The 26,059-nt window shown below is 35.9% G+C and carries 24 protein-coding genes and 1 other annotated feature; of the genes, 17 read left to right on the forward strand and 7 right to left on the reverse strand.

Translation table 11 applies throughout. The features are described 5' to 3' along the window. Positions 1-642 precede the first annotated feature (642 nt). Positions 643-1,926 carry a helix-turn-helix domain-containing protein gene (locus GLW08_RS00275; RefSeq protein WP_160846596.1) on the forward strand — a complete coding sequence of 428 codons (1,284 nt, stop codon included), beginning with the start codon at positions 643-645 and terminating at the stop codon, positions 1,924-1,926. An 87-nt stretch (positions 1,927-2,013) separates the two neighbouring features. Continuing rightward, complete coding sequence (locus GLW08_RS00280; RefSeq protein WP_160846597.1) at positions 2,014-2,556, forward strand: NUDIX hydrolase; 543 nt, start codon at positions 2,014-2,016, stop codon at positions 2,554-2,556. Positions 2,557-2,606: 50 nt separating this feature from the next. Here GLW08_RS00280 and GLW08_RS00285 read toward each other — a convergent pair whose 3' ends face one another. Then, a complete protein-coding gene (locus GLW08_RS00285; RefSeq protein ID WP_160846598.1) occupies positions 2,607-2,975 on the reverse strand; it encodes a hypothetical protein in 369 nt (122 codons plus the stop codon). Between the two features lie 443 nt (positions 2,976-3,418). Between GLW08_RS00285 and GLW08_RS00290 the strand changes: the two genes are divergently transcribed. From GLW08_RS00290 to GLW08_RS00330, 9 genes are all read left to right on the forward strand, one after another. Continuing rightward, positions 3,419-3,718 (forward strand): hypothetical protein, encoded by a 300-nt coding sequence (locus GLW08_RS00290; protein ID WP_160846599.1) that lies wholly within the window; start codon positions 3,419-3,421, stop codon positions 3,716-3,718. 155 nt (positions 3,719-3,873) lie between these two features. Beyond that, positions 3,874-5,238, forward strand: a complete 1,365-nt coding sequence (locus GLW08_RS00295; RefSeq protein ID WP_160846600.1) for a sigma-54 interaction domain-containing protein — start codon at positions 3,874-3,876, stop codon at positions 5,236-5,238. Positions 5,239-5,451: 213 nt separating this feature from the next. Continuing rightward, the gene (locus GLW08_RS00300; protein WP_160846601.1) at positions 5,452-6,150 is read left to right on the forward strand and encodes a CoA transferase subunit A; all 699 of its coding nucleotides are present in this window, start codon (positions 5,452-5,454) and stop codon (positions 6,148-6,150) included. Between the two features lie 11 nt (positions 6,151-6,161). Next, entirely contained in the window at positions 6,162-6,836 is a 675-nt protein-coding gene (locus tag GLW08_RS00305; protein ID WP_160846602.1) for a 3-oxoacid CoA-transferase subunit B, read from the forward strand. Positions 6,837-6,855: 19 nt separating this feature from the next. After that, on the forward strand, positions 6,856-7,632 hold the full coding sequence (locus GLW08_RS00310) for a 3-hydroxybutyrate dehydrogenase (RefSeq protein ID WP_160846603.1): 777 nt from the start codon (positions 6,856-6,858) through the stop codon (positions 7,630-7,632). Between the two features lie 25 nt (positions 7,633-7,657). Next, positions 7,658-8,836, forward strand: coding sequence for an acetyl-CoA C-acetyltransferase (locus GLW08_RS00315; RefSeq protein ID WP_160846604.1), 1,179 nt, complete (start codon positions 7,658-7,660; stop codon positions 8,834-8,836). A gap of 159 nt (positions 8,837-8,995) precedes the next feature. Further along, the gene (locus GLW08_RS00320; protein ID WP_160846605.1) at positions 8,996-10,279 is read left to right on the forward strand and encodes a GntP family permease; all 1,284 of its coding nucleotides are present in this window, start codon (positions 8,996-8,998) and stop codon (positions 10,277-10,279) included. Between the two features lie 84 nt (positions 10,280-10,363). Then, on the forward strand, positions 10,364-10,546 hold the full coding sequence (locus tag GLW08_RS00325) for a hypothetical protein (RefSeq protein WP_160846606.1): 183 nt from the start codon (positions 10,364-10,366) through the stop codon (positions 10,544-10,546). Between the two features lie 42 nt (positions 10,547-10,588). After that, positions 10,589-10,948, forward strand: a complete 360-nt coding sequence (locus tag GLW08_RS00330) for a hypothetical protein (protein ID WP_160846607.1) — start codon at positions 10,589-10,591, stop codon at positions 10,946-10,948. 437 nt (positions 10,949-11,385) lie between these two features. Here GLW08_RS00330 and GLW08_RS00335 read toward each other — a convergent pair whose 3' ends face one another. Beyond that, a complete protein-coding gene (locus GLW08_RS00335; protein WP_160846608.1) occupies positions 11,386-11,940 on the reverse strand; it encodes a CBO0543 family protein in 555 nt (184 codons plus the stop codon). 578 nt (positions 11,941-12,518) lie between these two features. Beyond that, a complete protein-coding gene (locus GLW08_RS22050; protein ID WP_272917045.1) occupies positions 12,519-12,647 on the reverse strand; it encodes a hypothetical protein in 129 nt (42 codons plus the stop codon). Between the two features lie 571 nt (positions 12,648-13,218). Between GLW08_RS22050 and GLW08_RS00340 the strand changes: the two genes are divergently transcribed. The 3 genes from GLW08_RS00340 (at position 13,219) to GLW08_RS21720 (ending at position 14,948) form a co-directional block, all read left to right on the forward strand. After that, a complete protein-coding gene (locus tag GLW08_RS00340) occupies positions 13,219-13,767 on the forward strand; it encodes a short-chain dehydrogenase (protein ID WP_160846609.1) in 549 nt (182 codons plus the stop codon). 216 nt (positions 13,768-13,983) lie between these two features. Beyond that, entirely contained in the window at positions 13,984-14,766 is a 783-nt protein-coding gene (locus GLW08_RS00345; RefSeq protein ID WP_237458244.1) for a quinone oxidoreductase family protein, read from the forward strand. Positions 14,767-14,819: 53 nt separating this feature from the next. Then, entirely contained in the window at positions 14,820-14,948 is a 129-nt protein-coding gene (locus GLW08_RS21720; RefSeq protein ID WP_337193907.1) for a zinc-binding dehydrogenase, read from the forward strand. A 241-nt stretch (positions 14,949-15,189) separates the two neighbouring features. Here the strand turns inward: GLW08_RS21720 and serA are convergent, their stop codons facing one another. The 3 genes from serA to GLW08_RS00360 form a co-directional block, all read right to left on the reverse strand. Continuing rightward, positions 15,190-16,776: a phosphoglycerate dehydrogenase gene (serA, locus tag GLW08_RS00350; RefSeq protein WP_160846610.1), complete on the reverse strand. Its 1,587-nt coding sequence runs from the start codon at positions 16,774-16,776 to the stop codon at positions 15,190-15,192. Further along, positions 16,751-17,920 carry a pyridoxal-phosphate-dependent aminotransferase family protein gene (locus tag GLW08_RS00355; protein WP_160846611.1) on the reverse strand — a complete coding sequence of 390 codons (1,170 nt, stop codon included), beginning with the start codon at positions 17,918-17,920 and terminating at the stop codon, positions 16,751-16,753. The genes serA and GLW08_RS00355 overlap by 26 nt, the downstream gene beginning before the upstream one ends. A gap of 56 nt (positions 17,921-17,976) precedes the next feature. After that, positions 17,977-18,184, reverse strand: a binding site (T-box leader). A 139-nt stretch (positions 18,185-18,323) separates the two neighbouring features. Continuing rightward, a complete protein-coding gene (locus GLW08_RS00360; protein ID WP_160846612.1) occupies positions 18,324-19,424 on the reverse strand; it encodes a tyrosine-type recombinase/integrase in 1,101 nt (366 codons plus the stop codon). 183 nt (positions 19,425-19,607) lie between these two features. Here GLW08_RS00360 and GLW08_RS00365 point away from each other — a divergent pair, with 183 nt between their 5' ends. From GLW08_RS00365 to GLW08_RS00375, 3 genes are all read left to right on the forward strand, one after another. Further along, positions 19,608-20,549, forward strand: coding sequence for a MerR family transcriptional regulator (locus GLW08_RS00365; RefSeq protein ID WP_160846613.1), 942 nt, complete (start codon positions 19,608-19,610; stop codon positions 20,547-20,549). 87 nt (positions 20,550-20,636) lie between these two features. Continuing rightward, positions 20,637-24,299, forward strand: a complete 3,663-nt coding sequence (locus tag GLW08_RS00370; RefSeq protein ID WP_160846614.1) for a dynamin family protein — start codon at positions 20,637-20,639, stop codon at positions 24,297-24,299. A gap of 97 nt (positions 24,300-24,396) precedes the next feature. Then, complete coding sequence (locus GLW08_RS00375; protein ID WP_237458245.1) at positions 24,397-24,960, forward strand: ferritin-like domain-containing protein; 564 nt, start codon at positions 24,397-24,399, stop codon at positions 24,958-24,960. 216 nt (positions 24,961-25,176) lie between these two features. Here GLW08_RS00375 and GLW08_RS00380 read toward each other — a convergent pair whose 3' ends face one another. Further along, positions 25,177-25,992: a SurA N-terminal domain-containing protein gene (locus GLW08_RS00380; protein ID WP_160846615.1), complete on the reverse strand. Its 816-nt coding sequence runs from the start codon at positions 25,990-25,992 to the stop codon at positions 25,177-25,179. Positions 25,993-26,059 lie beyond the last annotated feature (67 nt).

A 26,059-nucleotide genomic window follows, 5' to 3' on the forward strand; every position in this document is an offset into this window, starting at 1 on the left:
CTGCTTTCGTAGCGAGAATCGAAAAACAGGGGCTATTTTTGAAAAATAGGAGCGACCGCCCCAATTTCCTGACACATTTTTGCGTTCGTTTGGTTTAACGGAAACATCGGCATTTGCTATGTGTAAACCCAAATAGTTATCATTCGTACTTACATATTTAGATTAATGTAAAGCGAATTACATGAGAATACATTGGTCTGGTCTTATATATCAGTTATCTAACAGTATATAGAAGTGCATAAGAAAGTGTATTTCCTCGTAAAGTTGTGTAATCTTTAATACATGAAAAATACACATTCCGTCTCGCAAAACTGGCCATGTTTCTCTTCGTCCCAACAAAAGCAAAGGTGTACTAGTAAAAAGGAGACTTGCCAGCTCGCCGGAAAGACGCAAGTTGTTCCTTGGCCACCTTTTTTCTAACCAAGCAACGGAAACATTTCTCTAACCAAAATTATATCGAATCAATTCTTCAATAAAATGGAACAATAAAACAAAAATAACAAGTTCTAAACTAATGAAAATAAATGTTGCAAATCTTAAACCTTTTTCTTTTGATAGGAAATAGATATAATAGGCAGTGCATACAGAAGAAAGTTTCTAATAACAGATATGCATTCAATTGAATAAGAAAGGGAATGCCATGTGGATGCGAAACAGCTTATTTTTCAAACCGAGGACATACATAAAGCAACAGAACTGATAAGCTCTAGCTTAAAGAAGCCAGTTATTATTGAAAATAAAAATTTCGAACTTATATCATATAGCTCATCTTTAGATGAATTTGATCAAACTCAACAAAAAACGATTCTATCTAAAAAATGTCCTATATTTATCATTGATCGCTTGAAGAAGGAAGGAATTGTTCAAAAACTTGAGAAACAACCAAGCCCGATAAGAGTAGGCCCGATTGAGGAACTGGGCTTTTACCAACGTGTGGTTATAGCTGCACATCATTTACGCCATACAATGGGCTATATTTGGATTCAGGAAGCAACAACTCCTCTTCAAGAAGAGGACTTAGCATTTTTAGAAGAGATCACTCCTCATATTGGTAAGCTCATATATGATGTGTATAACAAATTAAATGCCTCGGATAGCCGTAAGGATGAATTACTTTGGAAGCTTATACATCAAGAATATGGTAGTGAGCAGCAATTCAGACATGATGCAACCATTGCGAAACTTACTTTGCCTGAACGTTTTTCTGTACTGATTTTTTCCTTAACCAATCCTCAGCAAAGGTACTTATTAGATTATCTTCAAGAAATCGTGAATAAATTTCCAGAAAGAAAACGTATTTACTTATTAAAAACAGAATTTCAGATTGTAATGATTGTTCATGGTAATAGGGGAGATGAAGGCCTGATAACCGAAGAAGCTCGCTATGTTATCCATAAAATCAAAGAGCAAATTGGTTACGCAGAATTCTATAGGTTCATGATTGGGCTAGGGAAGGAATATCAGCGACTTATCGATGTACGAAAAAGTTTTCTGGAAGCGTTAGAAGTGATCGAAACAGCAAACTTTATTGAACCTAGACCAGAAACAATGCCTCGTGAGTTCTCAAAATTAGGAGTATATCGTTACTTAGCTACTTTATATGAAAAAAATAGCTCAGAAGATTACTTTAGTCAGGATCTACTAAAGTTAATCAGTAAAGATATCGATAGCCATACCGATTTGTTAAAAACATTAGAAGTGTATCTTGCTAATAATGGTAAAGGTAAACAATCAGCAAATGAACTATTTATACATCCAAATACGCTGAATTATCGAATCAAACAAATACTTGAGATTACCAATATTGACTTTAATGATTTTAATATGAAGAGCTATCTATACACGGAATTACTATTATTAAACAACGTTCCAGCTTACTACAAACGCTATAAAGATGCGATTAAAACAAACTTAGGCAAAGAATAAAACGATGCGCATTTCTCAATGGATTTGCGCTCTTTTCTTTTGTACCATTAAACAACTTCTAGTAGTCTACTAAAGGAGAGGATATTTATGAAAACTTGGAAAACATTAGACTCAGAATATATTGTTCAGTCACCTTTTGGCAATGTTCGGAGAGACAAATGCGAACTTCCAAACGGAAACATCATTGATGACTTTTATGTAAATGAATATAGTGACTGGGTGAATGCGATTGTTATAACAAAAGAAGAGAAGGTAGTACTTGTAAAACAATACCGACAAGGGGCAAAAGATTTTTTTACGGAAATTCCTGGTGGCATGATTGAAGAAGGGGAGACATATGAAGCTGGTATATTGAGAGAAGTACAAGAAGAAACCGGTTTTACTTCGGACGATCCCCCTGTATTATTAGGTGAATTTATGGTAAATCCAGCTGAACAAAATAATAAAGTTCATACATTTCTTATTTCCAATGCATATCTTGGGTTTCATCAACACCTAGATGAAAACGAAGACATTGAAATAGAGGTAATAGATCTAGAAACGATGAAAAAAAGGATCGAACAAGGAAAGCTAACGCAGCTTTTTACGGTAACAGCATATTCCATTGCAGTAGCCAGAGGCCTTGTATAAACATTTTATTCCTTGTCTTTAGCTTTGAAAATATGAGCGATCATGTGGTTCTAGACAGAAAGTAATTGTTCTTCTTCTTGCAATAGGTGGCAATAGACAATAAAGCTGAGCGCCAACATATCTAATGTTTGAAGTTGCTCAGCGACTATTTCAGGTTTTTTACTCGAGATTTGTTGATCTACTGTATTGTTGTACACAATTTGAGAGAAGATGGCATGAAATGATTGCCTTAATTCTTCCTCGACAAAGCTCTTACTAATAAATAAAAATAATAAATAATAATATCTATTTTGTCTTCTTACCGACGTGAAGATATGATTACCTAGATTCTGTACAATGTCTTCAACAAATGACGTTTGATTAAGTGGCATATGTTGGAGATATCGTTCAAAAGAATAGACAGCTACTTCTTTTATCAATTCATCCATATTCGAAAAGGATAGAAACTACCCTTGCTCACGGCAGCTTCCTTTATTATTTTATTAACACCATTTTTTAAATGCCATCTCTTACAATAAAATCTACTATTGCTACCATTATCGGTTCTTCCCCTTTTCTGTAGACAATTTACTCATCCCCTAAAAAGCTTCTATGTATTGTTCGTTATTGGGTTAATAGTTATAAATGCAATGTTATCTTTAGGAGTTGGCATCTCGATAAAATCAACATTTTTAGAGGATAAAAAGAAGGGGGATATTATGTTGGTAAGCTATGTCTTTTTAATTATGTACATTTCAAAACGATTATTGGAGTTATCCCCTCTATTAATGTTCATTTGTTTAACAACTTATGTAATTGTTGGTGTTTTTGCTATTAGGGATTATAAAATAAGAACAAGAAGAATTAGGGAATAGGAGGAGAGGTGCAAAAATTGCAAGATGAATCTGAAATAGGGCAAAAAGTAAGAAATACATTAACTAAAAGTTTGTTATTATTAATTGCCTTGGGACTAGCATATCTCTTAGTTTATAAACTATCTTATCTACCAAATGGATATGAAATAATTTTCCAACAACAGAATGTTTTACATATCCAAGAATATAACCTATTTCTTATTCTATATAAATCCTCGAAAGGTGAAAAATTTCTAGGAGAATTAAGCGAGTGGTGTAAAGGTTTTTTTTGCCTTCTTAACTTTACCGCAAAAACTAGAACGTATTAGCGAGTTTTTATAAGTATTTCATAAGAATGCAAACGATTTAAAAATATTACATATACCATGACACCCTTTCCCTTGCATGATAGACTTCAGAATAAAGAGTGTGAAATCGCTACCACATGAATGATACAGAGGTTAACAATTAGGGAGTGGACATCTTGCAATTTTTATTGGAAAACCAGAAGAAAGAATTATTTGATACGTTTTTTGAAAGTGGGAATTTCTGTATAGTGGTCGTTGATCATAATGGAAACGTATCCTACATTAATGAAAGCTACTGTCGTTTCTTAGAAGTTGAAAAGCATGATGCAATTGGTAGACATGTGACGGAAGTCATTGAAAATACGAGAATGCATCTTGTAGTGGAATCAGGGAAAGAAGAAATGGCTGATCTACAATATATAAAGGGTAATTACATGATTGCGAATCGAATACCTCTTTATGCTGATGGACAAATGGTAGGAGCATTTGGCATGGTGTTGTTTCGCGATACAGAAGAATGGCTGAAAATGAATAGTCATATACGAGAATTATTATTGGAATTGAAAGCATATCGTTCACAAAAACACGAGAGTAATGGGGCATCGTACTCTCTGCATCATATAATAAGTCGTTCTCCTGTATTAGAGCAATTAAAAGACAAGACGAAGCAGATTGCTCCTACTGATGTATCTGTTCTGATTAGAGGAGAAAGTGGTACAGGTAAAGAATTATTTGCTCACAGCATTCATCATTTGAGTGAAAGAAGCTCAAGGCCATTTGTAAAAGTAAATTGTGCGGCTATCCCTGAACATTTACTGGAATCTGAGTTGTTTGGTTATCAGGAAGGAGCTTTCACTGGAGCTAAAAAAGGAGGAAAACCAGGTAAGTTTCAAATGGCTGATGGAGGAACTATCTTCTTGGATGAAATAGGCGATATGCCTATGAGTGCGCAAGTAAAAATTTTACGTGTCCTACAAGAAGGGGAAGTGGAAGCAGTTGGTGCTGTTCAGCCTCAGAAAGTAGATGTACGTATTATTGCTTCTACCCATCAACCATTAGAGAAGCTTATTGCTGAACAGCGCTTTCGAGAGGATTTATTTTACCGTATCAATGTCGTTCAATTTCATGTTCCTTCATTAAGACAACGTACGGAAGATATACCATTACTGGCAAAATCCTTATTACTTAAAATTACGGATCGAATTGGAAAACGAGTCGAAGATTTTCGTGATGAAGTATATGAGAGTTTAATGGAATATCATTGGCCAGGGAACGTTCGTGAACTAGAGAATGCTATAGAAGCAGCTGCCCACTTAACAAATTCAGAAGAGATTCAAATGAGGGATTTACCAGAATATATACAACCACATTCATATCAGTGGGAAGAGGATTTGAGTTTAAAGGAAATATTAGATCAAACCGAAAAACGTGTAATTGAGAAAACACTACAAAAAGCGAATGGGGATAAAATCAAAGCAGCTGAGCTTCTTGGGATAGGAAAATCCAGTTTATATGACAAAACAAAAAAGTATAACCTGTAATGATTCCATTAAATTGGAAAGCCATTCCGGCAATCCGGAATGGCTTTTTTACGATTTTGAAAAGGTTTTCAAACTATATAATTAAATGTTTGAAAACGTTTTCCGATGATTTGGAAAATACTCAATAATTATATACATGATTTCCCCCATTGACGCAGTTGTTAATGTTGGCATGATTTTTGCATATAGAATTGGTGAAGGGAGTGGTAAGTGATGAAAGAGATTTATACATCATTTCAAGAAGCTGTAAAAGATATTAAAGATTATTCTACGATAATGGTAGGAGGATTTGGCCTAGTTGGAATTCCGGAGAATTTAATTCTAGCTTTAGTAGAATCCAATGCTAAACATCTTACTGTAATTTCAAACAACTGTGGAGTAGATGATTGGGGACTAGGATTACTGCTTCAAAATAAGCAAATAGATAAAATGATAGGATCCTATGTTGGAGAAAATAAAGAATTTGAACGACAAGTTATTAATGGCGAATTAGAAATCGATCTTGTTCCACAAGGTACTCTAGCAGAGCGAATTCGTGCAGGTGGCGCTGGAATTCCTGCCTTTTATACACCTGCAGGCGTAGGTACGCCAATTGCAGAAGGAAAAGAAGTACGTACGTTTGATGGAAAAGAATATTTACTACAGACAGGTCTAACTGCTGATTTCAGTCTTGTTCGAGCAGCTAAAGGGGATCGACTTGGTAATCTTATGTACAACAAAACAGCACGTAACTTTAATCCTATGATGGCAGCTGCAGGAGCTACGACTATTGCAGAGGTTGAAGAGCTAGTTGAGCCTGGGGAAATGGATCCAGAACACGTACACACGCCTGGCATATATGTTCAAAGTTTAATAGAAGGAAAACAAGAAAAGCGTATTGAACGTCTAACGCTTCAAACACAGGAAAAATAGGAGGGTTTAAAATGGCGGTACATTTAGATAAAGCTACAATTCGTGAAAAGATTGCTAGAAGAGCTGAACAAGAAATTGAAAACGGTTTCTATGTGAACTTAGGAATTGGAATGCCTACAATGGTAGCGAACTATATTCAATCTGATAAACAAATGGTACTCCAATCAGAAAATGGTTTGGTCGGGATTGGACGGTCTCCTTATGAAGAAGAAGTAGATCCAGATCTAATTAACGCTGGTAAAGAGACGGTTACAGCCTCGATAGGAAGTTCTTATTGCAGTAGTGCAGAGTCATTCGCAATGATTAGAGGGGAACATTTAGATTTAGCTATTTTAGGTGGAATGGAAGTATCGGAAACTGGAGATCTAGCAAATTGGATGATTCCTGGAAAAATGATCAAAGGCATGGGTGGAGCGATGGATATCGTGCACGGTGCCAAGAAGATTGTGATCATCATGGACCACGTTAATAAACACGGGGAACCAAAGATTTTGAAACAATGTCATTTACCACTTACCGGTAAAGGTGTTGTGAATCGTATCATTACAGATCGTGCCGTTATTGATGTGGAAAAGGACGGTTTAGTGTTAGTGGAAATTGCAGAAGGATGGACAGTTGAAGAAATAAAAGAATCAACAGAGGCTGAATTAACTGTCAGCTCTAAGCTTTTAGAAACATCTTTTTAATGTACGGGAGGTAACAGGTATGGTTGAAAATAAAGTCGTTTTTATTACTGGTTCTGCAAGCGGAATTGGCTATGAAATTGGTGAGGATTTTGCGAAGAGCGGTGCCAAGGTCGTGTTTAGTGATATTAATCAAGATAAAGTTCAAGAGGTTACTTCCTCTTTAACATCAGATGGATATGAATGTATAGGAATTAAATGCGATGTGACCAATGAAGAAGAGCTTAAAAGTGCCATTGATCAGACGGTGGAACAGTATGGTCGTTTGGATGTGTTAATCAACAATGCAGGCTTGCAACATGTATCTGCTATTGAAGATTTTCCAACAGAGAAATTTGAATTTATGACAAAGGTAATGCTTACAGCACCATTCGTGGCTATTAAGCACGTGTTTCCGATTATGAAAAAACAAGGATGGGGACGTATTATTAATATGGCCTCTATAAATGGCTTGATTGGATTTGCTGGTAAAGCGGCCTATAACAGTTCCAAGCATGGAGTGATAGGCTTAACGAAAGTTTCAGCATTAGAAGCTGCAGAACATGGGATCACGGTCAATGCTATATGCCCTGGTTACGTGGACACTCCATTGGTTCGAGGTCAGTTAGAGGATTTAGCCAGCAATCGAAATGTTTCATTGGAAAAAGTGCTGGAAGATGTTATTTACCCGTTAGTACCTCAAAAACGATTATTATCTGTAAAAGAAATCTCTGATTATACGGCTTTCTTAGCTAGTGACAAAGCAAAAGGTGTGACTGGTCAGGCTGTTGTAATGGACGGCGGCTATACAGCTCAATAACAAAAAGGTAGAGGAGTGAAACAGCATGGAAAATGTTTATATCTTAGAAGGCGCGCGAACCCCTTTTGGATCCTTTGGTGGAGCATTAAAAGATGTCGATCCAACCCAATTGGGTGTAACGGTAAGTAAGAGCGCAATCGAAAGAAGTGGTATTGCTAGTGAGGATGTTGATTTTTCCATTATGGGGAATGTGATTCACTCATCGAAGAATGCCCCTTATTTAGCAAGACATATTGCATTAGAATCAGGAATTCCTATTGAAAGTCCAGCACTTGCAGTTAACCGTTTATGTGGTTCTGGCCTTCAGTCCGTCATTTCATCCGCTCAATCTATTATGCTTGGTGAAGGAAGTGTGGCTCTAGCAGGTGGAGTAGATAGTATGAGCCTTGCTCCACATGCGTTAAGAGGTGCCCGTTTTGGTACAAAATTAGGCACACCGCAAATTGATGACATGTTATGGGCAGCCCTTACAGATGAATATATCGGCGAATTGATGGGCGTAACAGGGGAAAACCTTGCCAATAAATATGATATATCTCGTGAAGCGCAAGATGAGTATGCAACAAGGAGTCACCAAAGAGCAGCGGCTGCTACAGAGCAGGGAAAATTTAAAGAAGAAATTGCACCAGTAGAAATTAAATCACGTAAAGGAACAAAGGTCGTTGATGTTGATGAGCATATACGTGGGGATACAACTTCTCAAACGCTAGCAAACTTAAAACCAGCTTTTACGAAAGATGGATCGGTTACAGGAGGAAATGCTAGTGGAATTAACGACGGTGCTGGCGCTGTAGTTTTAGCTGCTGAAGAATTTGTTGAATCCAAGCAAGTAAAACCGCTTGCACGAATTGTCTCATGGGGAGTAACGGGTGTTGACCCTTCCCATATGGGAATTGGACCTGCTCCTGCTATAAAACAAGCTTTACAAAAAGCTGATCTTAGTTTAGAAGATATGGGATTAATTGAAGTGAACGAAGCTTTTGCAGCACAATACTTGTCCGTTGAAAAAGAGCTAGGACTTGATCGGGAAAAAGTAAATGTGAATGGTGGAGCTATTGCACTTGGACATCCTGTAGGTGCAAGTGGTACGAGAGTACTCTATACGTTGTTGAAGGAATTAAAACGTAGAAATGAAAAATATGGGGTAGCATCACTATGCATTGGTGGGGGCCAAGGCATTGCGATGGTAGTAGAAAGTATGTAAGCGATAACAATTTTTGTAGGTAAGAGGTTATCCCGTGTTAAGTAACATATATGCTTACGATTCCTCGGTGGATTGAATATTTTTTTGCATATATGTTGCTACTCGGATTGCTCTTAGTATTCTTTATAAAAGATTCAATTAGACTTAGGGGGATTTATCATGTTTGGTATATTTCTTGGGCTAGCCGCACTAATGGTGCTTGCTTATTTAGGTTGGTCCATTATATGGGTGGCACCCATAGCAGCAGGAATTGTTGCGTTAACAGGAGGGCTCGATTTACTAGAAGCCTATAGAGATACATATATGGGCGGTTTTGTTAACTTTGCGAAATCATGGTTCCCTGTATTTATGCTAGGTGCTATATTCGGAAAATTGATGCAAGATACAGGTATGGCAAGGTCCGTTGCAGTTGCAATGACAAAAGTAATAGGAACGCAGCGTGCTATTTTAGGGGTACTAGCTTCAGCTGCCGTTTTGACCTATGGTGGCGTAAGTTTGTTTGTCGTTGTCTTTGCGGTCTATCCTTTAGCAATCTCGTTATTTAGAGAAGCAAATGTAAGTCGAAAGCTTATACCAGCTACAGTTGCATTAGGTGCGTTTACGTTTACCATGACAGCAATTCCAGGTTCACCACAAATACAAAACCTGATTCCAATGGATTACTTCGACACAACCGCAACTGCTGCTCCAGTAATGGGTATCATAGCTGCAATTATCATGTCCGTTGGTGGTTACTTCTATTTACGTAGACAAGAGAGAAAATTAAGAGATAATGGAGAAGCGTTTACAGAACCAAAAGACGATAAAAATACAGAAGCTGAAGACAAAACTCCTCATTGGCTATTATCGTTCTTACCTCTTTTAACTGTCTTGATTACACTAAATGTTTTTCAAGTAGATGTTGTAACAGCTTTGATTGCAGGAATTCTTTTAATCATGATTTTAAACATTCCGAAATACAAGCGTTTCATTCAAGCCATGAATAGCGGTGCAAGCGGTTCTGTTATTGCTATTATTAATACAAGTGCAGCAGTAGGGTTTGGTACAGTAGTTCGTGAAGTACCAGGGTTTGAACGCCTAACAGAATTATTGATGGGTGTAAAGGGTCACCCATTAATCTCAGAAGCAATCTCAGTCAACATTCTAGCAGGAGCAACAGGCTCTGCCTCTGGAGGAATGGGAATTGCACTAGAAGCACTAGGATCTAAATATTATAAGATAGCTCAAAATACGGGAGTAAGTCCAGAAGCATTCCACCGTATTGCATCTTTATCTTCAGGAGGACTAGATGCATTACCACACAATGGAGCAGTTTTAACGCTATTTGCTATTACAGGAATGACGCACAAAGATAGTTACAAAGATATTTTCGTCGTAGCTGTTCTTATACCGATTATATCCGTTGCAGTTGTTATCCTTCTTGCAGCGATTGGAATCCTATAACATTATACTTCTTTTAGAACCCAAGTAATCGTGGAGACGATTGCTTGGGTTTATTATTTATACATATTTAGATGAGTGTTATAGTTGGGAAAAAAAGGAGTATGGTATTTATCAAAAAAAATAATGTATAGCTTGGTATCTTCTCTAGTATTACTAATGGCTATAGGAGCTATAGTAAATGCTGCTACGTCAGAAGATATGATGGATATCGAATTCACAAAAGAAAAGACTGAAATCAAACAACTTGAAGATGAGAACGAAGCTTAAAAAATTCTTTTTTCAAATTTTGGGGAAAGTTATCAACATCGTGTGAATCTAAATATTGACTTTGAAAATAGTAAACTAGTGGTTCATTATAAGTACGATAATGAAAGTATAAAACATGTAAAAAAAATAGTTAGAAAACAATTACCTTCAAAAATAAAATTTAATAAAGTTGATTTTACGCCTGAGGATCTAAATAATTATGTAAATGAAATGGTGAATATTTTGGAAAATAAAGGTGAACTGAAGAGAATTGCTGTATTAGACCATGATGCTCATAAAGAGAAAATTCATGTTGCTTACAATGAAGAACTGAGTAACTCTACCAAAAAAGAATTGAAACAGATATTTAAAAAGATAACGTTTAAAAAAGTGAATTTTGAGCCAGAGGCAGACAATAAGTAAAATTAAAGATTACAATATACTATGTGTCAGCATACCATTTCAAACCAAATACAGTTGAGCTTGATGTACTGCTGCTGACGAAGCAAAGAAATCTTTAACTTGGTACATGACTACCGCTGGACACTGTTTAGAGAAAGATGATAGTACCATTCGTAAAAATGGAATGAAGCAATTAGAATAGCTCAATTCACTTTAGTTAATCGAAATATATGCTTTGGGTAAAAAAGCATAGACATGATTCGTTCCATTAACACTTTATTTATATAAAAACGCTGTTATTAGGAAGATATTAACACTAATCAATCTGAGCACCAATTGTTGATGTGCGGATAAAATCTTTATACAAATAGCTTTCTAATACCCAAGGGGGTCCTGTAATAACCCTTCAGAGAGTGCAAACATTTGCATACTGCTGATTCACATATGTTATCAATTGATTAATTATCTAACATTTTCTTCTTTATAATTATCATGTCAACTAGCCACTTAATTAATACAGCTTTTAGAATATATATGGGGAAAGAATAGATGTAACGCCAGTCTTCCATTTTGTAAATATCTAACCACACAGTAATTGGTTCAAAAATAAAAGTAAATACTGCAGCCATTACTATATTTGCTACTATAAAACTTTTCCACCTAGTATATTTTTGATACAAATACATATGAGCTACGACTAACATCCCATAATCAATAGGTACTAATTTCGGAAGAAGAGGAACTAATTGATATGGATATGACCAAAGGTGCATTTCAACCCCTAAATCATCTAAAAGTGATACTAACAAAATTAGCAATGTTCCAAATAGTAATATCTGATCTATTCTTTTCTTATCTACAAAACGCCACCAAATAAACCAAGGGAGGATCAATACTAGTATTAGTATCCACCATTGAAAAGAAAGTAAATCATGATTGAACCAATATTCAACTCTCATATCCACTAATTGTTGATGAACTTTTCGTATATCTTCGTAATTAGGGATAGTCATTTTTCCACCTCGTTACTACTATATTTTCTGGCAGGTTTAGAACTTATTTTGTTGCTTTTTAAAAAAGGCTGGTTAGGAATGTCGCAAAAGATCTTATTTTACGATAAATTTGAATAATTAATTTTGGGTAAAGATGGATCATATGAATTATTAAGTTGATGGAGTAAAATTGACTACCGGTTGTCATACTTTTCATTGATGACTATCTTTCATTTCAAATTTTTTCAACAACAATTCTTCTGTTATATGACCAAATAAGCTAACATATTGCCCGATGACAAGCCACTAAACACCGGACTAATAAAAAAGCACTTATAAAGTCCAAAGTTCATTCCTAATAGCAATCCGATGAATAATCCTGTAAATCGAGGACGAAAATAGTTATTTTCACCTTCAATCCCTTACTCATAGTTTGTTCTTGATGAAGTATTATAAGCTTGCCAAATTCCGTAGGCATATACTGAAGGATAAAATAAAGCCCATTCCCATTTGACAACATCATAAGATGCCTGTAAATCTCCACGGAAGGAGTATATAATGGATAGATGAAGATTTGCTAATAAATTTACTACCACTTCTCAAATCATATAGAATAGTCCTAATAAATACTCCCGATTATAAAGTTGTTCAAAACCTGGTATTGCCCACAGGCTCCAATGCACTCCAAGACGACTTGTAAGCTGTTCTTTTATTATAAATGGATTCATTTTTACCCCTTTAATAGTTACCTTTTCTATATTATTTGTAAATTGAAGGTAATTATACGTGGGACCTAACCATAGAAAACATTCCTCTTAATTCTTGGGTGAAAAATAAAAGAAACTTAGGAGGATTAGCAGACAATATTTAGTTACTTGACTTTTTATAGCTGGTCTTATACATTGCCTAATTCATAATCTACAAGCGAACCTAGCAATGTAACTATATACCCTTCTACAATTATCACTTTGTCACTCCACTCTCTAACTTCTCTTTAAAACCTCCTAGCTTCATACTCATTTGGCATGCCAAATAAATCTCAATCTTATACTTATTAAAACTGCAATTAAAAGTTGTTAATCATCATTGATTTAAGGACGGTGCACATAGGGCTTTTGATTTCTCGAAATGCATAGAAATCTATAGAAAAATGGTTAAATATATAAAAAGTGATTTCGGTTTATAATTTAAATACGAATTTTAAGGTTTTTATTACATCAAAAGTAGTAGTTTAAATCAACCATATTTATGATTACTTATCGTAGTTGAGAGTGTATTCTGAATAGAAGGAGGGTTGATATGAATGGAAAGCATGCTTTGGTAATTGGTGGTACGGGTATGTTAAAAGATGTTTCGCTTTGGTTTGCTGATAACGGATTTGTAGTTTCCGTTATTGGAAGAGGCAAAAGTAAACATGAGGACATGAAGGAGAGTTCATTACATCCTGAGTTAATAAATAGTTTAATGGTGGATTACAAAAGTCAATTGTTACTCAAAGATTATGTTAGAAGTGCGATAGAAAAATATGGTCCTATTTCTATTGTAGTTAGTTGGACTCCTTTTCTTCCTTCAATAGAATTAATCGATCATATAGTTTCTGAAAAGAGCCAAAGTTGGAAGCTGTATCAAATAAAGGGGAGCAGGAGATATTTTGAAGATGGTAGTTTAAAACTCTCATCAAACTGTATTCATAGAAATATCTATTTAGGCTTTGTCATTAACAACGATACATCAAGGTGGTTAACAAACAAAGAGATAGCTAATGGTGTCATTAAAAGTATTGAAGAAGAGTGTTCAGAGTCTATCATAGGAGTTCTTCATCCATATGAAAAGCGACCAGGTTATTAATGTAAAAGGTTTAAGCAAGTTATCTTTTGATGGGAAGTTGCGACTTAAAGAGTAGTGAAAACTAACAGTTATGTATATGTTTTATTTTTTGTATCATTCAGAATATTTATATACCATAGAATTAATTGTAAGTTATACATGGTAATAAATAATATCATTCTTACTTATTGAATTAACAGTAGCTTAGGGATTATATAATATACTAGGGGGAATTAAATGAAAGCTATTATTCAATATCATTTTGGAGATGCTGACGTATTATCTTTTACTGAAACAAAGGTTCCAGAAATTAAAGAAAATGAAGTATTGATAAAAACAGCTTATACTAGCGTGAATTATGCTGACATAAAGAAACGAAGAGGCGCTAAAGGGTCAAGTAATTTCCCTCTTGTTTTAGGATTAGATGTAGCTGGCACCATTGAAGAAGCAGGAGATAATTCCTCATTTTCTGTGGGAGATAGAGTAATTGCATTTCCAACAGGAGGGTCATATGCAGAATTTGTAAATGCAAGTGAGCAATTAGTATTTAAAATACCAGATGAACTAACAGTTGAACAAGCTGCTACTATGCCAACTGTATCTATATTGTCTTATATTTTGTTACATGAGATTGGCCAGGTTAAAAAAATGGATACGATTGTCATACATAGTGCCGCAGGTGGTGTAGGTTCAATGCTTCTGCAGTTAGCCAAGCTATTAGGTGTAGAAAAAGTTATTGCAACAGTTGGCAGTATGCAAAAAGAAGAATACGTGGAGAGTTTAGGAGCAGACGTAGTTTGTACCTACGATACGTTTATAGAAGAGGTCCTAAATCATTCAAATGATTTAGGTGCTAATGTAATTTTTGATTCAGTTGCTGGTGAAATTACCAGCAAGAGTTTAGATTGCTTAGCCCTATATGGTACTCTTGTTCAGTTCGGAAATAGTAGTGGGAAAGCAGGTATAATTAAAACGAGGATGTTCATAGTAGCTGTAGAAATATTAAAGGGTTTAGCTTAGGGACAACAAGGAGATATAGACCAGAATTCATAGCTCCTATTGCCGAAGAGGTTATAAATTTATTTGCATCTAAGAAAGTCTACCTCCCTATTGAGAAAGTCTTTGATTTAAGGGATGCAGCAAGTGCACATAAATTAATGGAGAGTCGTAATTATGAAGGGAAAGTGTTACTTAAAATTTGAATTATTTTAGATTTGAGTCATGTAGATATGGTGAGTGAAAAGGGAAAAATATAATGTGTATTATCTCTAATTTAAGTCTTTATATATAAATATTTTTGTCTATTGCTACATTAAGGAAGTTTTTTATGGGTGAATTTACAGAGATATATAAAACTTATGAGATTCTAAAACAGATTATATATAATAATGATTACTAAAGAAATACCGCATAGACAAAAGAGGTCTATGCGGTATTGCATGTTTATAGGTGAATGTCTTTTACAGATGTAATATTTTCGATTAGCCCTAAATCATGGAAAGCGTTCTGATCTGTTGGTCGATCAATTGCTAACATCATGATGGCGTCTCCGCCTTCTTCTTTACGACCAACCTGCATCGTTGCAATGTTAATATCATGCTTACCAAGTGTTGTACCTACAAGTCCAATCATACCAGGTGTATCTCGATGTTGGATGTAGAGTAGGTGCGTATCAGGCGCAATGTCGATTGAGTAATCATCAATCTTAATGATTCTTGGACCATACCCTGTTAACATTGTTCCAGAGATGGTGCGAGTACCATTTTTGGTTTCAATAGAAACAGTAATAAGATTTGTGAAATCACGTGCTGAACCTGAATATTCAACGGAATAGGAGAGGTTATACGATTTAGCCATATGGAGTGTATTTACCACATTCACTTTATCTCCTAAGTGATAGCTTAATAGACCTTTCATTACATTTCTTGTAAGAGATGATGTGTCATAGTCTGTAAGTTCACCTGCATACGTGATCGTTACTTTTGTCGGTGCTTCTAGTACAAGTTGAATAGCCATTTCTCCAAGTTTTTCGCCGAGGTAATAATATGGTTCCAGAACTTCTCGGACCTCAGAAGAAATGGATGGCATATTGACAGCATTCTTAAATGGTTCACCTTTAAGAATACGAAGGATTTCCTCACTTACATCATAGGCAACTAACGTTTGGGCCTCTTCTGTTGAAGCACCTAGATGAGGGGTGGCAATCACTTCTGGTTTAGAAAGAAGTGGGTGATGGGTTGCAGGTTCTTCTTCAAAAACATCAAGAGCAGCTCCTGCTACCTTTCCATCCTCAATGGCTTGAAGTAGTGCATTCTCTTCAATAATACCACCACGTGCACAGTTCAGAATACGTACGCCATTTTTCATTTTTGCAAATGCTTGCTCATCAATCATATGTCTTGTGTCTTTCGTAAGAGGAGTGTGGACGGTAATAAAGTCCGCTTGTTCATAAATATCATCCATCGTCCCTTTTACAATGCCTAGTTTTAGAGCTCGTTCTTCTGTTAAGAATGGATCATAAGCGACAATGCTCATGTTACAAGCTTTTGCACGTTGGGCTACTTCTGTTCCAATTCTCCCCATTCCTACAATGCCAAGTGTTTTCTTATTTAGTTCTACACCTTTGAATGACTTGCGGTCCCATTTTCCATTCATTAATGACTGATAAGCTTGAGGGATATGACGAGCAAGAGACATCATCATAGCAAACGTATGCTCTGCAGTAGACATGGTATTACCGTCCGGTGCATTAACAACAATCACACCATTTTCAGTAGCAGCATCAAGGTCAATGTTATCAACACCGACACCAGCACGACCAATTACTTTCAATTGGGTTGCAGCTTCAATTAAAGAAGCTGTCACAGTAGTTTGGCTTCGTACAATTAGTGCATCATAGTGAGGAATTAATTCGTGAAGTTCTTCCTCAGACAGATTTGTTTTTTGATCAACATTAACTTCTTCATTGGATAAAAGTGGCTCTAAGCCCTCTTGGTTTACTGGATCACTTACTAGAATTTGAAACGTCATTGATATACACCTCCTGGGCAGCTTTTACACCTGCGCCTAATTCAATTGAAATACCGCAATCGACTAATCCCATTTCAATAATAGATAAAGTAGTTAGAACATCTACAGGGGAGCAATAGCCCATGTGTCCAACTCTAAAAATTTCGCCTTTTAGTTTCTTTTGACCACCAGCTAATGATAAACCATAACGATCTCTTACGTGGTTACGGAATTCATCCACTTTTAATCCCTCCGTAGCTTTAACGGCAGTGACAGTTGGAGATGCATCTTGATCTGATGTCAAAAGAGGTAACCCTAAAGCACGGAAAGCAGCACGAGTCATATCTTTCATTAGCACATGTCGCTTATACACTTTTTCTAATGTTTCTTCCTCGAGCATGGTACATACTTCTTTTAACCCTTGAATTAGAGAAACCGCTGGAGTATAAGGGGTCATCCCATTTTCATATTGTTTGTGATAAGCTTTTAAATCGAAATAAAAGGAAGAAGAGTCAACTTGCTCAATAACATCCCAAGCGCGCTCACTTGCTGAAATAAATGCAAGACCAGGAGGAAGCATCATTGCTTTTTGAGACCCTGTTACGAGTATATCAATACCCCATTTATCCATCTGAGCTGGGACAGCGCCGATACAACTTACCCCGTCAACTAAAGCCAGGGCATAAGAGTGGTCGTGCACGATTTTTGTTAGCTCTTGAATTGGCTGCATAACACCCGTGGATGTTTCATTATATGTCATTACAACAGCTTTAGCATTCGGATGTGCATGAAGAGTAGAGATTAATTCTTGCTGATCAACCGATTCTCCCCATGGAACTTCTACCCTGTGGGTAACTAATTGATGATGCTCACATATGGAGGCGAATCGATCGCCAAAGGCGCCTGCTACAACAGAGATAATCTCATCGCCTGGGTTGGTCACATTTACTACAGCAGCTTCTAGTGCACCTGTTCCACTTGATGTCAATGTATAGACAGGTTGCTCTGTACCAAATATAGGTTTCAAACGTTCGCTCGTACCCTTGAATAACTGAGCAAAAGATTGACTGCGATGACCAATCATTGGTTGATTCATTGCATGGGTAACTTGTTGTGGAATTGGTGTTGGTCCTGGAGTTCTTAAGAAAGCTTGATTGTGTAGCATTTTCTTCCTCCTCATATAGCTTGTTTTGATACAAAAAACACCCCTCGCTATGAATAGCAAGGGGCGTGTATTACGCGGTACCACCCTTGATACGCTCAAAATATGGGAGCGATCTCAGACACGATAACGGGTGGGGGACCGGGTATGCTTACTTTGTTCAGATACCAGCTCAGAAGTGCTCAATTTAAGGATGTTTATCGATTCACAGCAACCATCGACTCTCTGAAAAACAAACCAAAAATCTGTCTTCCTCATAACCTTTAACGTATTATACACAGAGTTTAGCACGTTACCGTAACGGTGTAAAGCAATAAATCTAAAAATTCACAAAGGGAAGTTATTAAACCATAATAATGTTATGTAAACTAGATTGCCTCCAAGAATCTTTTTTTCGATTCTTGGACTAATGGTTACTTTTCATAAACTGTCCACCAATTTTGACTGCTGCATGTTCATGGAATTTTCTAGTTCTACGAAGGTAGTTATCTGTTGTAGAGGAGGATTCATGATCAAGCAGGTTTTGTATGGCTTTTAAATCTGCTCCTTTAGATAAATAATAAGCAGCCGTATAATGTCTGCATGTATGCGGAGTGATTTTAAATTTGATGGATTTTCCATCATTCATCATTTGTTCTTCCATATCCATACGTCTTTTAATAAACGGGAAGACACCTGCTAGTTGATTAATTTGGTTTGTGAATTCATGACTCAAGTACTTGAAATGGTAATGGTTGCCGCTTGGTTTCGGGAACAATGCCGTTCCATCGTCTCCTAAAGCGCTATGAAAACCTCTTCTTGATCGGAACTCCGTTAGCGCTTCAAGAACCTCATCGAATAACGGGACCTCACGTACTTTGTCTCTCTTTCCGATTACTGTAATAAAATAAAGGTCAACTTCTGGGTGATAATAAACCCCAGACCATTTTGCTGTAGATAGTTCTTGAATTCGTAAACCTGTTGAAACGAGAACAAATAGCATAGTGTACATAAACCAATTATGTTTTTTGTAGTAATCTAGTAATGCCTGCACTTCTTCCTCGTAAAAATCACGATTTACCAAATCCTCTTTTTCCACTGCGATTTGTTTCATACTTCTAGTAAGATCTTCATTTATAATTCCTTTTCGGTATAAGAAAGAGAGGAAAGATTTCACCACAGCAGTTTTCCGACGAAGGGTCATAGGTTTATAGCCCTGTTCAGATAGTTGATGTTGATAATGAGCGAGCTCTTCATGATGGGTCTGACGAACAGATAAATCTTTGTCATGTATATAGGATAAAAAGTGACGAATATCTCGAAAGTATTCTTTTAATGTATTCATCTTTCTCTTTTTTCCGAGAGTAGGTTCCTCGTGAAGGAATAGGTATAAAAGCCAATCATCAGGTATGTATGACCAATCAATATTTCGATAACCGTGAGCTATCACTTGTTTATATAATGTATCGTCGAACCAATCGACTTCATTAGACAAACGCAACGACGTTGTCGTTAATGAGATATTCATGTCGAAATCAGCCTCCAGTATATCGACATCAGTAGTTCCAGTTAATAAAATCTATAACATAAGCTTAACATATCTAATTGTAATTAGCCTAGAAAAATTGCTCATTATTCTATGTTAAGGTACAATTATATAAATAAATGGATTACATAAAATATATTTAATGAAATGGAAGTGGTGATTGGATTGTATTATTCTATCGATCAAGTAGCGAATGAATTAGGAAAAACCAAACGGCAAGTGCAATACTTAGTTCAACAGAGATTAGCTGAGCCTATTAATATAGATACTCATAGACGTGATGGAGGCTATCGATTCAGTGAAGAGGAATTGAAACGTTTACGCGAAGTGTTTCAACTTCCAGGGGTATCTGTTAAAGACGCTGCTCGGCAGTTAGAGATGACACCTCAGTACCTCATGAAGTTCGTAAAAGAGGAACAGATTAAAAGTGATGTAGCGATGATTGGAAATCGAAAAAGAAGGTGGTTTCAACAAGAAGAAATCAATAGATTTAAGAATTTTCTGTCACAAAAGTCACACGCTAAACGAGAAGGGGAATATGGGCGAAAGGTTCAACTAATTTCGCGAGAAGTCCATATTTTTGACGAGGTCCTTGTGAATGGCTCAATGGCGAGGGTTGTGTCGGTTGAACCGCTTCAGGTCTTAACAGATAATGGTGAATTCATCAGAGTTAATTCTATCGATGGAAAGACAAGGAATCTCCCGGAACGTAGATACATTCGCAAGAGGGGGGTTGTTGAATTTCGAATGCCAATTCCTAGACATTATCAACACCCTGTATATCAACTATTGTTTCAATTGTTGCATCAACTCGGTGAACGGAATATACAAATATACGAAGAAGAGTTCGGAGATTATTTAGTACGTTGTAGGCTTGGAGTAGTTCATTTATCTGAACGAGAAATCCAACTTTTGCAACGATCGATTATTAGTGGTGATGTGCAAATAGACAATCAGACGGTTATGTTTCAATCTGATGAAGTCCAAAAAACATTATATATTTCTAAACAACTTCTGAAACAGTATGAATCGATTGCATATCAAGAAGAAATTTCTGCTGATGAAAAATTGTTAGAAGCTTTACACCATTACATTGCAAAAAGTTAGCAATAAAAAATAGGTTCCTACTGTCAATCATTGTGTAATTTCAGTACAATGGACAAAGATGCAATGAACAAAGGGGTTACCATCAAAATGAATGTAAATCAATCTATGGATCAATCAAAGTTAATACCAATCGTTTCTACTTTATATAAGCAATTTCAACTTCATGATGATCAAGTACAGTCTAAGAAAGCGCTTGATTTATTAGGGAAACTTCAATCTGAGGAATTCGTTATGGGATTTGCCGGGCATTTTTCTGCTGGAAAGTCAACATTGATAAACACGTTAATTGGCGAACAAATCTTACCCTCAAGTCCTATACCAACTAGCGCAAATTTAGTCAAAGTAAAAAATGGGCGTGAGTATGCGCGTGTATATTTTACTAAAGAAGACCCAATTGAAGTTGAGCAAGAATATGATTTGGATACCATTAAGTCTTTTTGTAAAGATGGAGATGCTGTTCGTGAGATTGAGGTAAGTAAGCCACTCTCCTCAATACCTGAAGGGGTAAGCATCATGGACACACCCGGTATCGATTCTTCAAATGATGCAGATCGTATTATGACAGAGTCAGCACTGCATATGGTGGATGTTTTGTTTTATGTTATGGATTATAATCATGTTCAATCAGAGGTCAATTTAGCCTTTTTAGCTGAGATGAAGAAGAGGGGGAAACCTCTCTATATTGTTGTGAATCAAGTTGATAAGCATCAGGAAGAAGAGCTATCTTTTACATCATTCAAAAATAGCGTGTACCAATCTCTTGATGTATGGGGAATTGAGCCTGAAGGGGTATTTTTCACGTCATTAATTGATACTGGGCTTTCCTACAATGATTTTCAAGCATTACAACAAGAGGTTAAGATATTGATAGAACATAAGCATGACACTGTGCATAAAACAGTCTACCACTCTGTGAACACGATTGTGCAAGAACATGTAGAAGCTTATAAGGAACAAAAAGATAATAATATAGAAGAATTTCAGCATAAACTAAATGAACTAGCAATTTCCGACGTGAAGACTGTTGAAGAGGTTCAACAAGAAAAGTCGAGAATGAGATCTAGACCCGAACAGTCTGAAGAATCCATGTTATCAGAATTACAATCTACTTTAAATAATGCATATGTTATGTCACATGACCTTCGTGAAAACGCTCGTTCCTTTATTGAGTCAATGGACTCTGGTTTTAAAGTTGGCCTGTTCATGACAAAGAAAAAAACGGAAGAAGAGAGAGAGAATCGTCTTCATGACTTCTATAATGCTTTAATGGAAAAAGTGAAAGCGAATATGGAATGGCCAGTACGCAACAAATTATTAACAGTTGCGAAGGAATATCAAGTAGTTGAGGAAGAGGTTTTACAGCAACTACAAAATGGATCAATAACGTTTGAACCAGAAGATTTAAAACGTCTCATAAAAACAGGCGCAGGTAGTGGTGGAGATTATGTGCTTGTCTATACAAAGGATGTAACCAATGAACTAAAACAGCGCTACAAACAACTAGCGTTAACAAAATGGGAGCTTGTTAAAGAAAGTATCCAAAATCAAATGAACCATGACTTAGAAGAAAAAGAAAACCTCGAACATACCATGAAAGAATATGAAGAGCTAAAAAATCAAATTGAGGAAGAGAAGAATGCTATAGAAACAAGAAAAAATGAATATCAATTAATTGTCAACGGAGAAGAAATATGCACAACTGCTTATGATGAAGCAACTCAATCATTAATACACCGCGACGCAAAGATTCATCAGGTAGAATGGATCAATAAAATGGAGAATCAGAATAGAGAACATAATCCAGATGAAGATCCTTCACAGAAAAGTGATAATTCTAGTGCTTCTATGTCTATAGAATCTGCGCTAAACGCTATTGATCGAACAGTGGACGTTTTACAGGATGTACATGGATTTGGATCCATCCTAGAAGAATTGAAGGAGAAAAAAGCCAGGCTTCAAACACGACATTACACGGTAGCATTGTTTGGAGCCTTTTCAGCAGGAAAGTCTTCCTTTGCAAATGCACTTTTAGGTGAAAAAGTGTTACCTGTTTCACCTAATCCTACCACAGCGACAATTAATCGAATAATGCCATCTAATGATGAATATGGTCATGGTAATGTCCAAGTAAAAGTGAAATCAGAAACGCAGTTAATAGAGGATATTCGATTTGCAGCTGGTAAAGATGTGTTACAATCTACTACCTTAACAAAGGTTGTAGAAGAGCTAATTTATTTAAAGCAACAAGGTGAACTTTCATCAATCGATCAAAACCGCCTTTCTTTTATTAATGCTATTGAAGAAGGTTATTCTTTAATGAAGGAATACATTGGACATTCTATTACAGTCACTCTAGATGAGTTTACAGCTTATGTGTCTGATGAAACTCGCTCTTGCTTTGTAGAATGGATGAACCTTTATTATGATTGCCCCTTAACCAAACAAGGAATTACCTTAGTCGATACTCCTGGTGCAGATTCTGTGAATGCAAGACATACAGAAGTTTCCTTTGAGTATATGAAGCAAGCTGATGCGATCTTGTTTGTTACGTACTACAACCATGCTTTCTCAAGAGCCGACCAGGATTTTCTTTATCAGCTTGGCAGAGTGAAAGATGCATTCAGTATGGATAAGATGTTTTTCCTTATAAATGCAGCTGACCTAGCTCAAAATACAGAAGATTTACATCTTGTAACAAATTATATGGATGAACAGCTAACGCAATTTGGGATACGCAATCCACGTTTATATCCTGTGTCTAGTTTGATGGCTCTTAATGAAAAAGAAAACTCTGTCATAAGTCAGCATCCTGTTCTATCCTCATCAGGAATTGAGGAATTTAATGATGATTTTACTCATTTTATGGAGGAAGAAATCTCAGGATTGTTAGTACATGAAACCGTTTATGATATTAATCGAGCAACTCAGATAATGCAGCATATGATTGAATCTGCTTCCTTAAGTAAAGAAGCGAAACAAGAGAAAAAGAAAGCTATAAAAGAACAACTCTCAAGAGCTCTTGAGATTATTAAAACCATAGATACAACAAGGTATGAGCGTACGATTCAACAAAAAATTGATAAACAAACGTATTATATACAAGAAAGACTCTTATTAAGGTTTACGGATTTCTTTAAAGAACATATAAACCCCTCCACCATTCAAGGGAGTAGTAAACTTGCCAAACAAGATCTGGAGACAGGTATCTTTGGATTAATGGATCAGCTAGCTAGTGAGCTTAAACAAGAAGTGCGAGCCGTGTCTATACGAGTGGAATCGTTCCTTAAAGAAACCGTATCTGAGTTGAAAGACGATGTACAAGAACAAACACAAAGATTAATATCAGATTTCTCTTTACCGCATGCAAATGAGAAATCTTATCAAACTCCAGAAATTCAAGAACCATTTAAGCATGTGAAGTCCGGATATTTTGATCAGGAACTCAATTTGTTTAAAAACACGAAATCGTTTTTTGAGCAAAATGAAAAGGAAAAAATGAAAGAAGCACTACAAGTGAAAATAAAGCCTTTACTAGAAGAGTATATAAATGCTCAAAAGGAAGATCTAGTTGAGTATTATCTTCCTCAATGGAAAGAGCATATAACTATGTATCAAGAGCAAATGAGTAAGTCATTAGAGGAATATGAAGAAGGGGTAATGTATTCATTACAGGATGATACCTCTATTGATATCCTTTATAAGAAGAAAGAACAATTAAATCAAGTAGTACATCAAAGCACGCAACAGTAAGTTGCGTGTTTTGTTCTCTTCTTAATAAGTTTTAGCATAAGAGCATTATTTTCCACGTATTTATTGGTATAGACTTGAAATGCAAGGAGGTCTGTTAATGTATTACTATAATCCATATTATTATTGGCCGATGCCGGTTCAAAGACAAATACAGCCTGGTCAAAAAGGTAATTATACACAGAAGCAATATGCTCCAAATCCAATGTTGCAAGGATATGGGCAGAACAAATCTTATAAATCCTTAGAGGAAGCATTGGTAGGGGTACGAAAGGCAGTGCAAGGTGAGAGGGAAGACGAATTATTTTATGATTATTTAATAGCTGTGGCTCCAACAACTGAAGATAAGGAAATTATTACATCAATACGAAATGATGAACAAAAGCACAATAAAATGTTTCGTCAGATCTATAGAGATTTTACTGGTGAAGAAATTACAGACACGGATGATGAATCATTTCAAAAGCCAAACAGCTTCGAAGAAGGAGTAAAAAAAGCTTTATTTGGAGAACTTGCGGCGGTTGAGAAATATCGAGATATTCGTGCAGGATTACCTACTAGGTATTATAGAGATATGGTATTTGAAATACTAACAGATGAACTAAAACATGCAGATAAATATAATTATATCCTTACAATAACCATTGCTAGAAAAAAGGTTTAAGTTAACTGTGAGTACAAATGGGTAAGCTTCTGCATAGTGTTGTATGGGTTTGCCTATGGTTCGAGTGTTACTGGGTGTTATGAGCCTAAAGGATGTAATGAAGCACACTAGTTGCTGAATGTAGATTAACTTAGAAAGTTATATACATGAATGAAATAATTATTAGGATTTTTAGATAAAAAAAGCAGCCGAGAAGGCTGCTTTTTCATGTTCTTTTTATACGTTTACTTTCTTTTCAATCTCACTATTTTTCTTGAGTTCTTTAAGAAGTTTTGTTACTTGTTCGTTTTCTTTCTTCTTCTTAACGCTATCTTTTAGTTTCTTTTTAGCATCTTCAAACTTAGGAACTTCCATTTCTTTGTCGCTTTGTTTGTTCATCGCTTCGTATTGTTGCTTCATTTTGTCATATTCTGCTTTAAGTTCTTTTTCAGTAACCTCTACTTCTTCAGTATTCTTATCGATGAACTGCTGAATTTTAAGGTTTTTCTTAATATTGTTTTTAAGTTCTTCTTCTGTAAGATCGTTTTGCTCTAATAGTTTTTGGAAGTTGTCTCCATTTTGCTCTTTGATTTGATTAAATTGTTTTTTCACTTTATCTTCTGATGCAGTAATGTCATTTTCTTCAGCTTTTTGAAGAATTAACTCTGTATTAATTAGTTGTTGCATAATGGAGGATTTTAATTGTTTTACTTGTGATTCTTTAAGTTCTTGTCCAGATTGAGACATCTGATTTGCCTGGGACATTAGCTGATCGTTGAATTTCTTCATTGGAATTTCTTCGCCATTTACAACAGCTGCTACATCGCCACTTTCTTTGATGTCAGTGTTTGCACTTTTCGATTTGCTGTCGCCACCATCAGATTCATTTGAGCTATCGTCTTTTGTTGATTTATCACTCTTATCTTCTTGCTTTTCATCATTATTTTTATCAGAGTTAGCATTATCACCGGATTCGCCATTACCACATGCAGCTAATCCGATTGCAAGTACTAAACCAAATAACATGGCTGTCAATTTCTTTTTAAATGTCACAAAGAACATCTCCCTTGTTGTAAAATCAATTCTGTTAGAATGTACCACATCTATTAGTAGCTTGTAA

It is taken from the genome of Pontibacillus yanchengensis (genome assembly GCF_009856295.1).
GTDB lineage: Bacteria > Bacillota > Bacilli > Bacillales > BH030062 > Pontibacillus > Pontibacillus yanchengensis_A.

Excerpts from the sequence above, each read along its gene's own strand:
- GLW08_RS00370 (WP_160846614.1), top strand. The coding sequence starts at position 20,637 with ATGAATGTAAATCAATCTATGGATCAATCAAAGTTAATACCAATCGTT.
- GLW08_RS00300 (WP_160846601.1), top strand. The coding sequence starts at position 5,452 with ATGAAAGAGATTTATACATCATTTCAAGAAGCTGTAAAAGATATTAAA.
- GLW08_RS00320 (WP_160846605.1), top strand. The coding sequence starts at position 8,996 with ATGTTTGGTATATTTCTTGGGCTAGCCGCACTAATGGTGCTTGCTTAT.
- GLW08_RS00375 (WP_237458245.1), top strand. The coding sequence starts at position 24,397 with ATGTATTACTATAATCCATATTATTATTGGCCGATGCCGGTTCAAAGA.
- GLW08_RS00360 (WP_160846612.1), bottom strand. The coding sequence starts at position 19,424 with ATGAATATCTCATTAACGACAACGTCGTTGCGTTTGTCTAATGAAGTC.
- GLW08_RS00315 (WP_160846604.1), top strand. The coding sequence starts at position 7,658 with ATGGAAAATGTTTATATCTTAGAAGGCGCGCGAACCCCTTTTGGATCC.
- GLW08_RS22050 (WP_272917045.1), bottom strand. The coding sequence starts at position 12,647 with ATGAATCCATTTATAATAAAAGAACAGCTTACAAGTCGTCTTGGAGTG.
- GLW08_RS00355 (WP_160846611.1), bottom strand. The coding sequence starts at position 17,920 with ATGCTACACAATCAAGCTTTCTTAAGAACTCCAGGACCAACACCAATT.
- GLW08_RS00340 (WP_160846609.1), top strand. The coding sequence starts at position 13,219 with ATGAATGGAAAGCATGCTTTGGTAATTGGTGGTACGGGTATGTTAAAA.
- serA (WP_160846610.1), bottom strand. The coding sequence starts at position 16,776 with ATGACGTTTCAAATTCTAGTAAGTGATCCAGTAAACCAAGAGGGCTTA.
- GLW08_RS00335 (WP_160846608.1), bottom strand. The coding sequence starts at position 11,940 with ATGACTATCCCTAATTACGAAGATATACGAAAAGTTCATCAACAATTA.
- GLW08_RS00310 (WP_160846603.1), top strand. The coding sequence starts at position 6,856 with ATGGTTGAAAATAAAGTCGTTTTTATTACTGGTTCTGCAAGCGGAATT.
- GLW08_RS00345 (WP_237458244.1), top strand. The coding sequence starts at position 13,984 with ATGAAAGCTATTATTCAATATCATTTTGGAGATGCTGACGTATTATCT.
- GLW08_RS00280 (WP_160846597.1), top strand. The coding sequence starts at position 2,014 with ATGAAAACTTGGAAAACATTAGACTCAGAATATATTGTTCAGTCACCT.
- GLW08_RS00305 (WP_160846602.1), top strand. The coding sequence starts at position 6,162 with ATGGCGGTACATTTAGATAAAGCTACAATTCGTGAAAAGATTGCTAGA.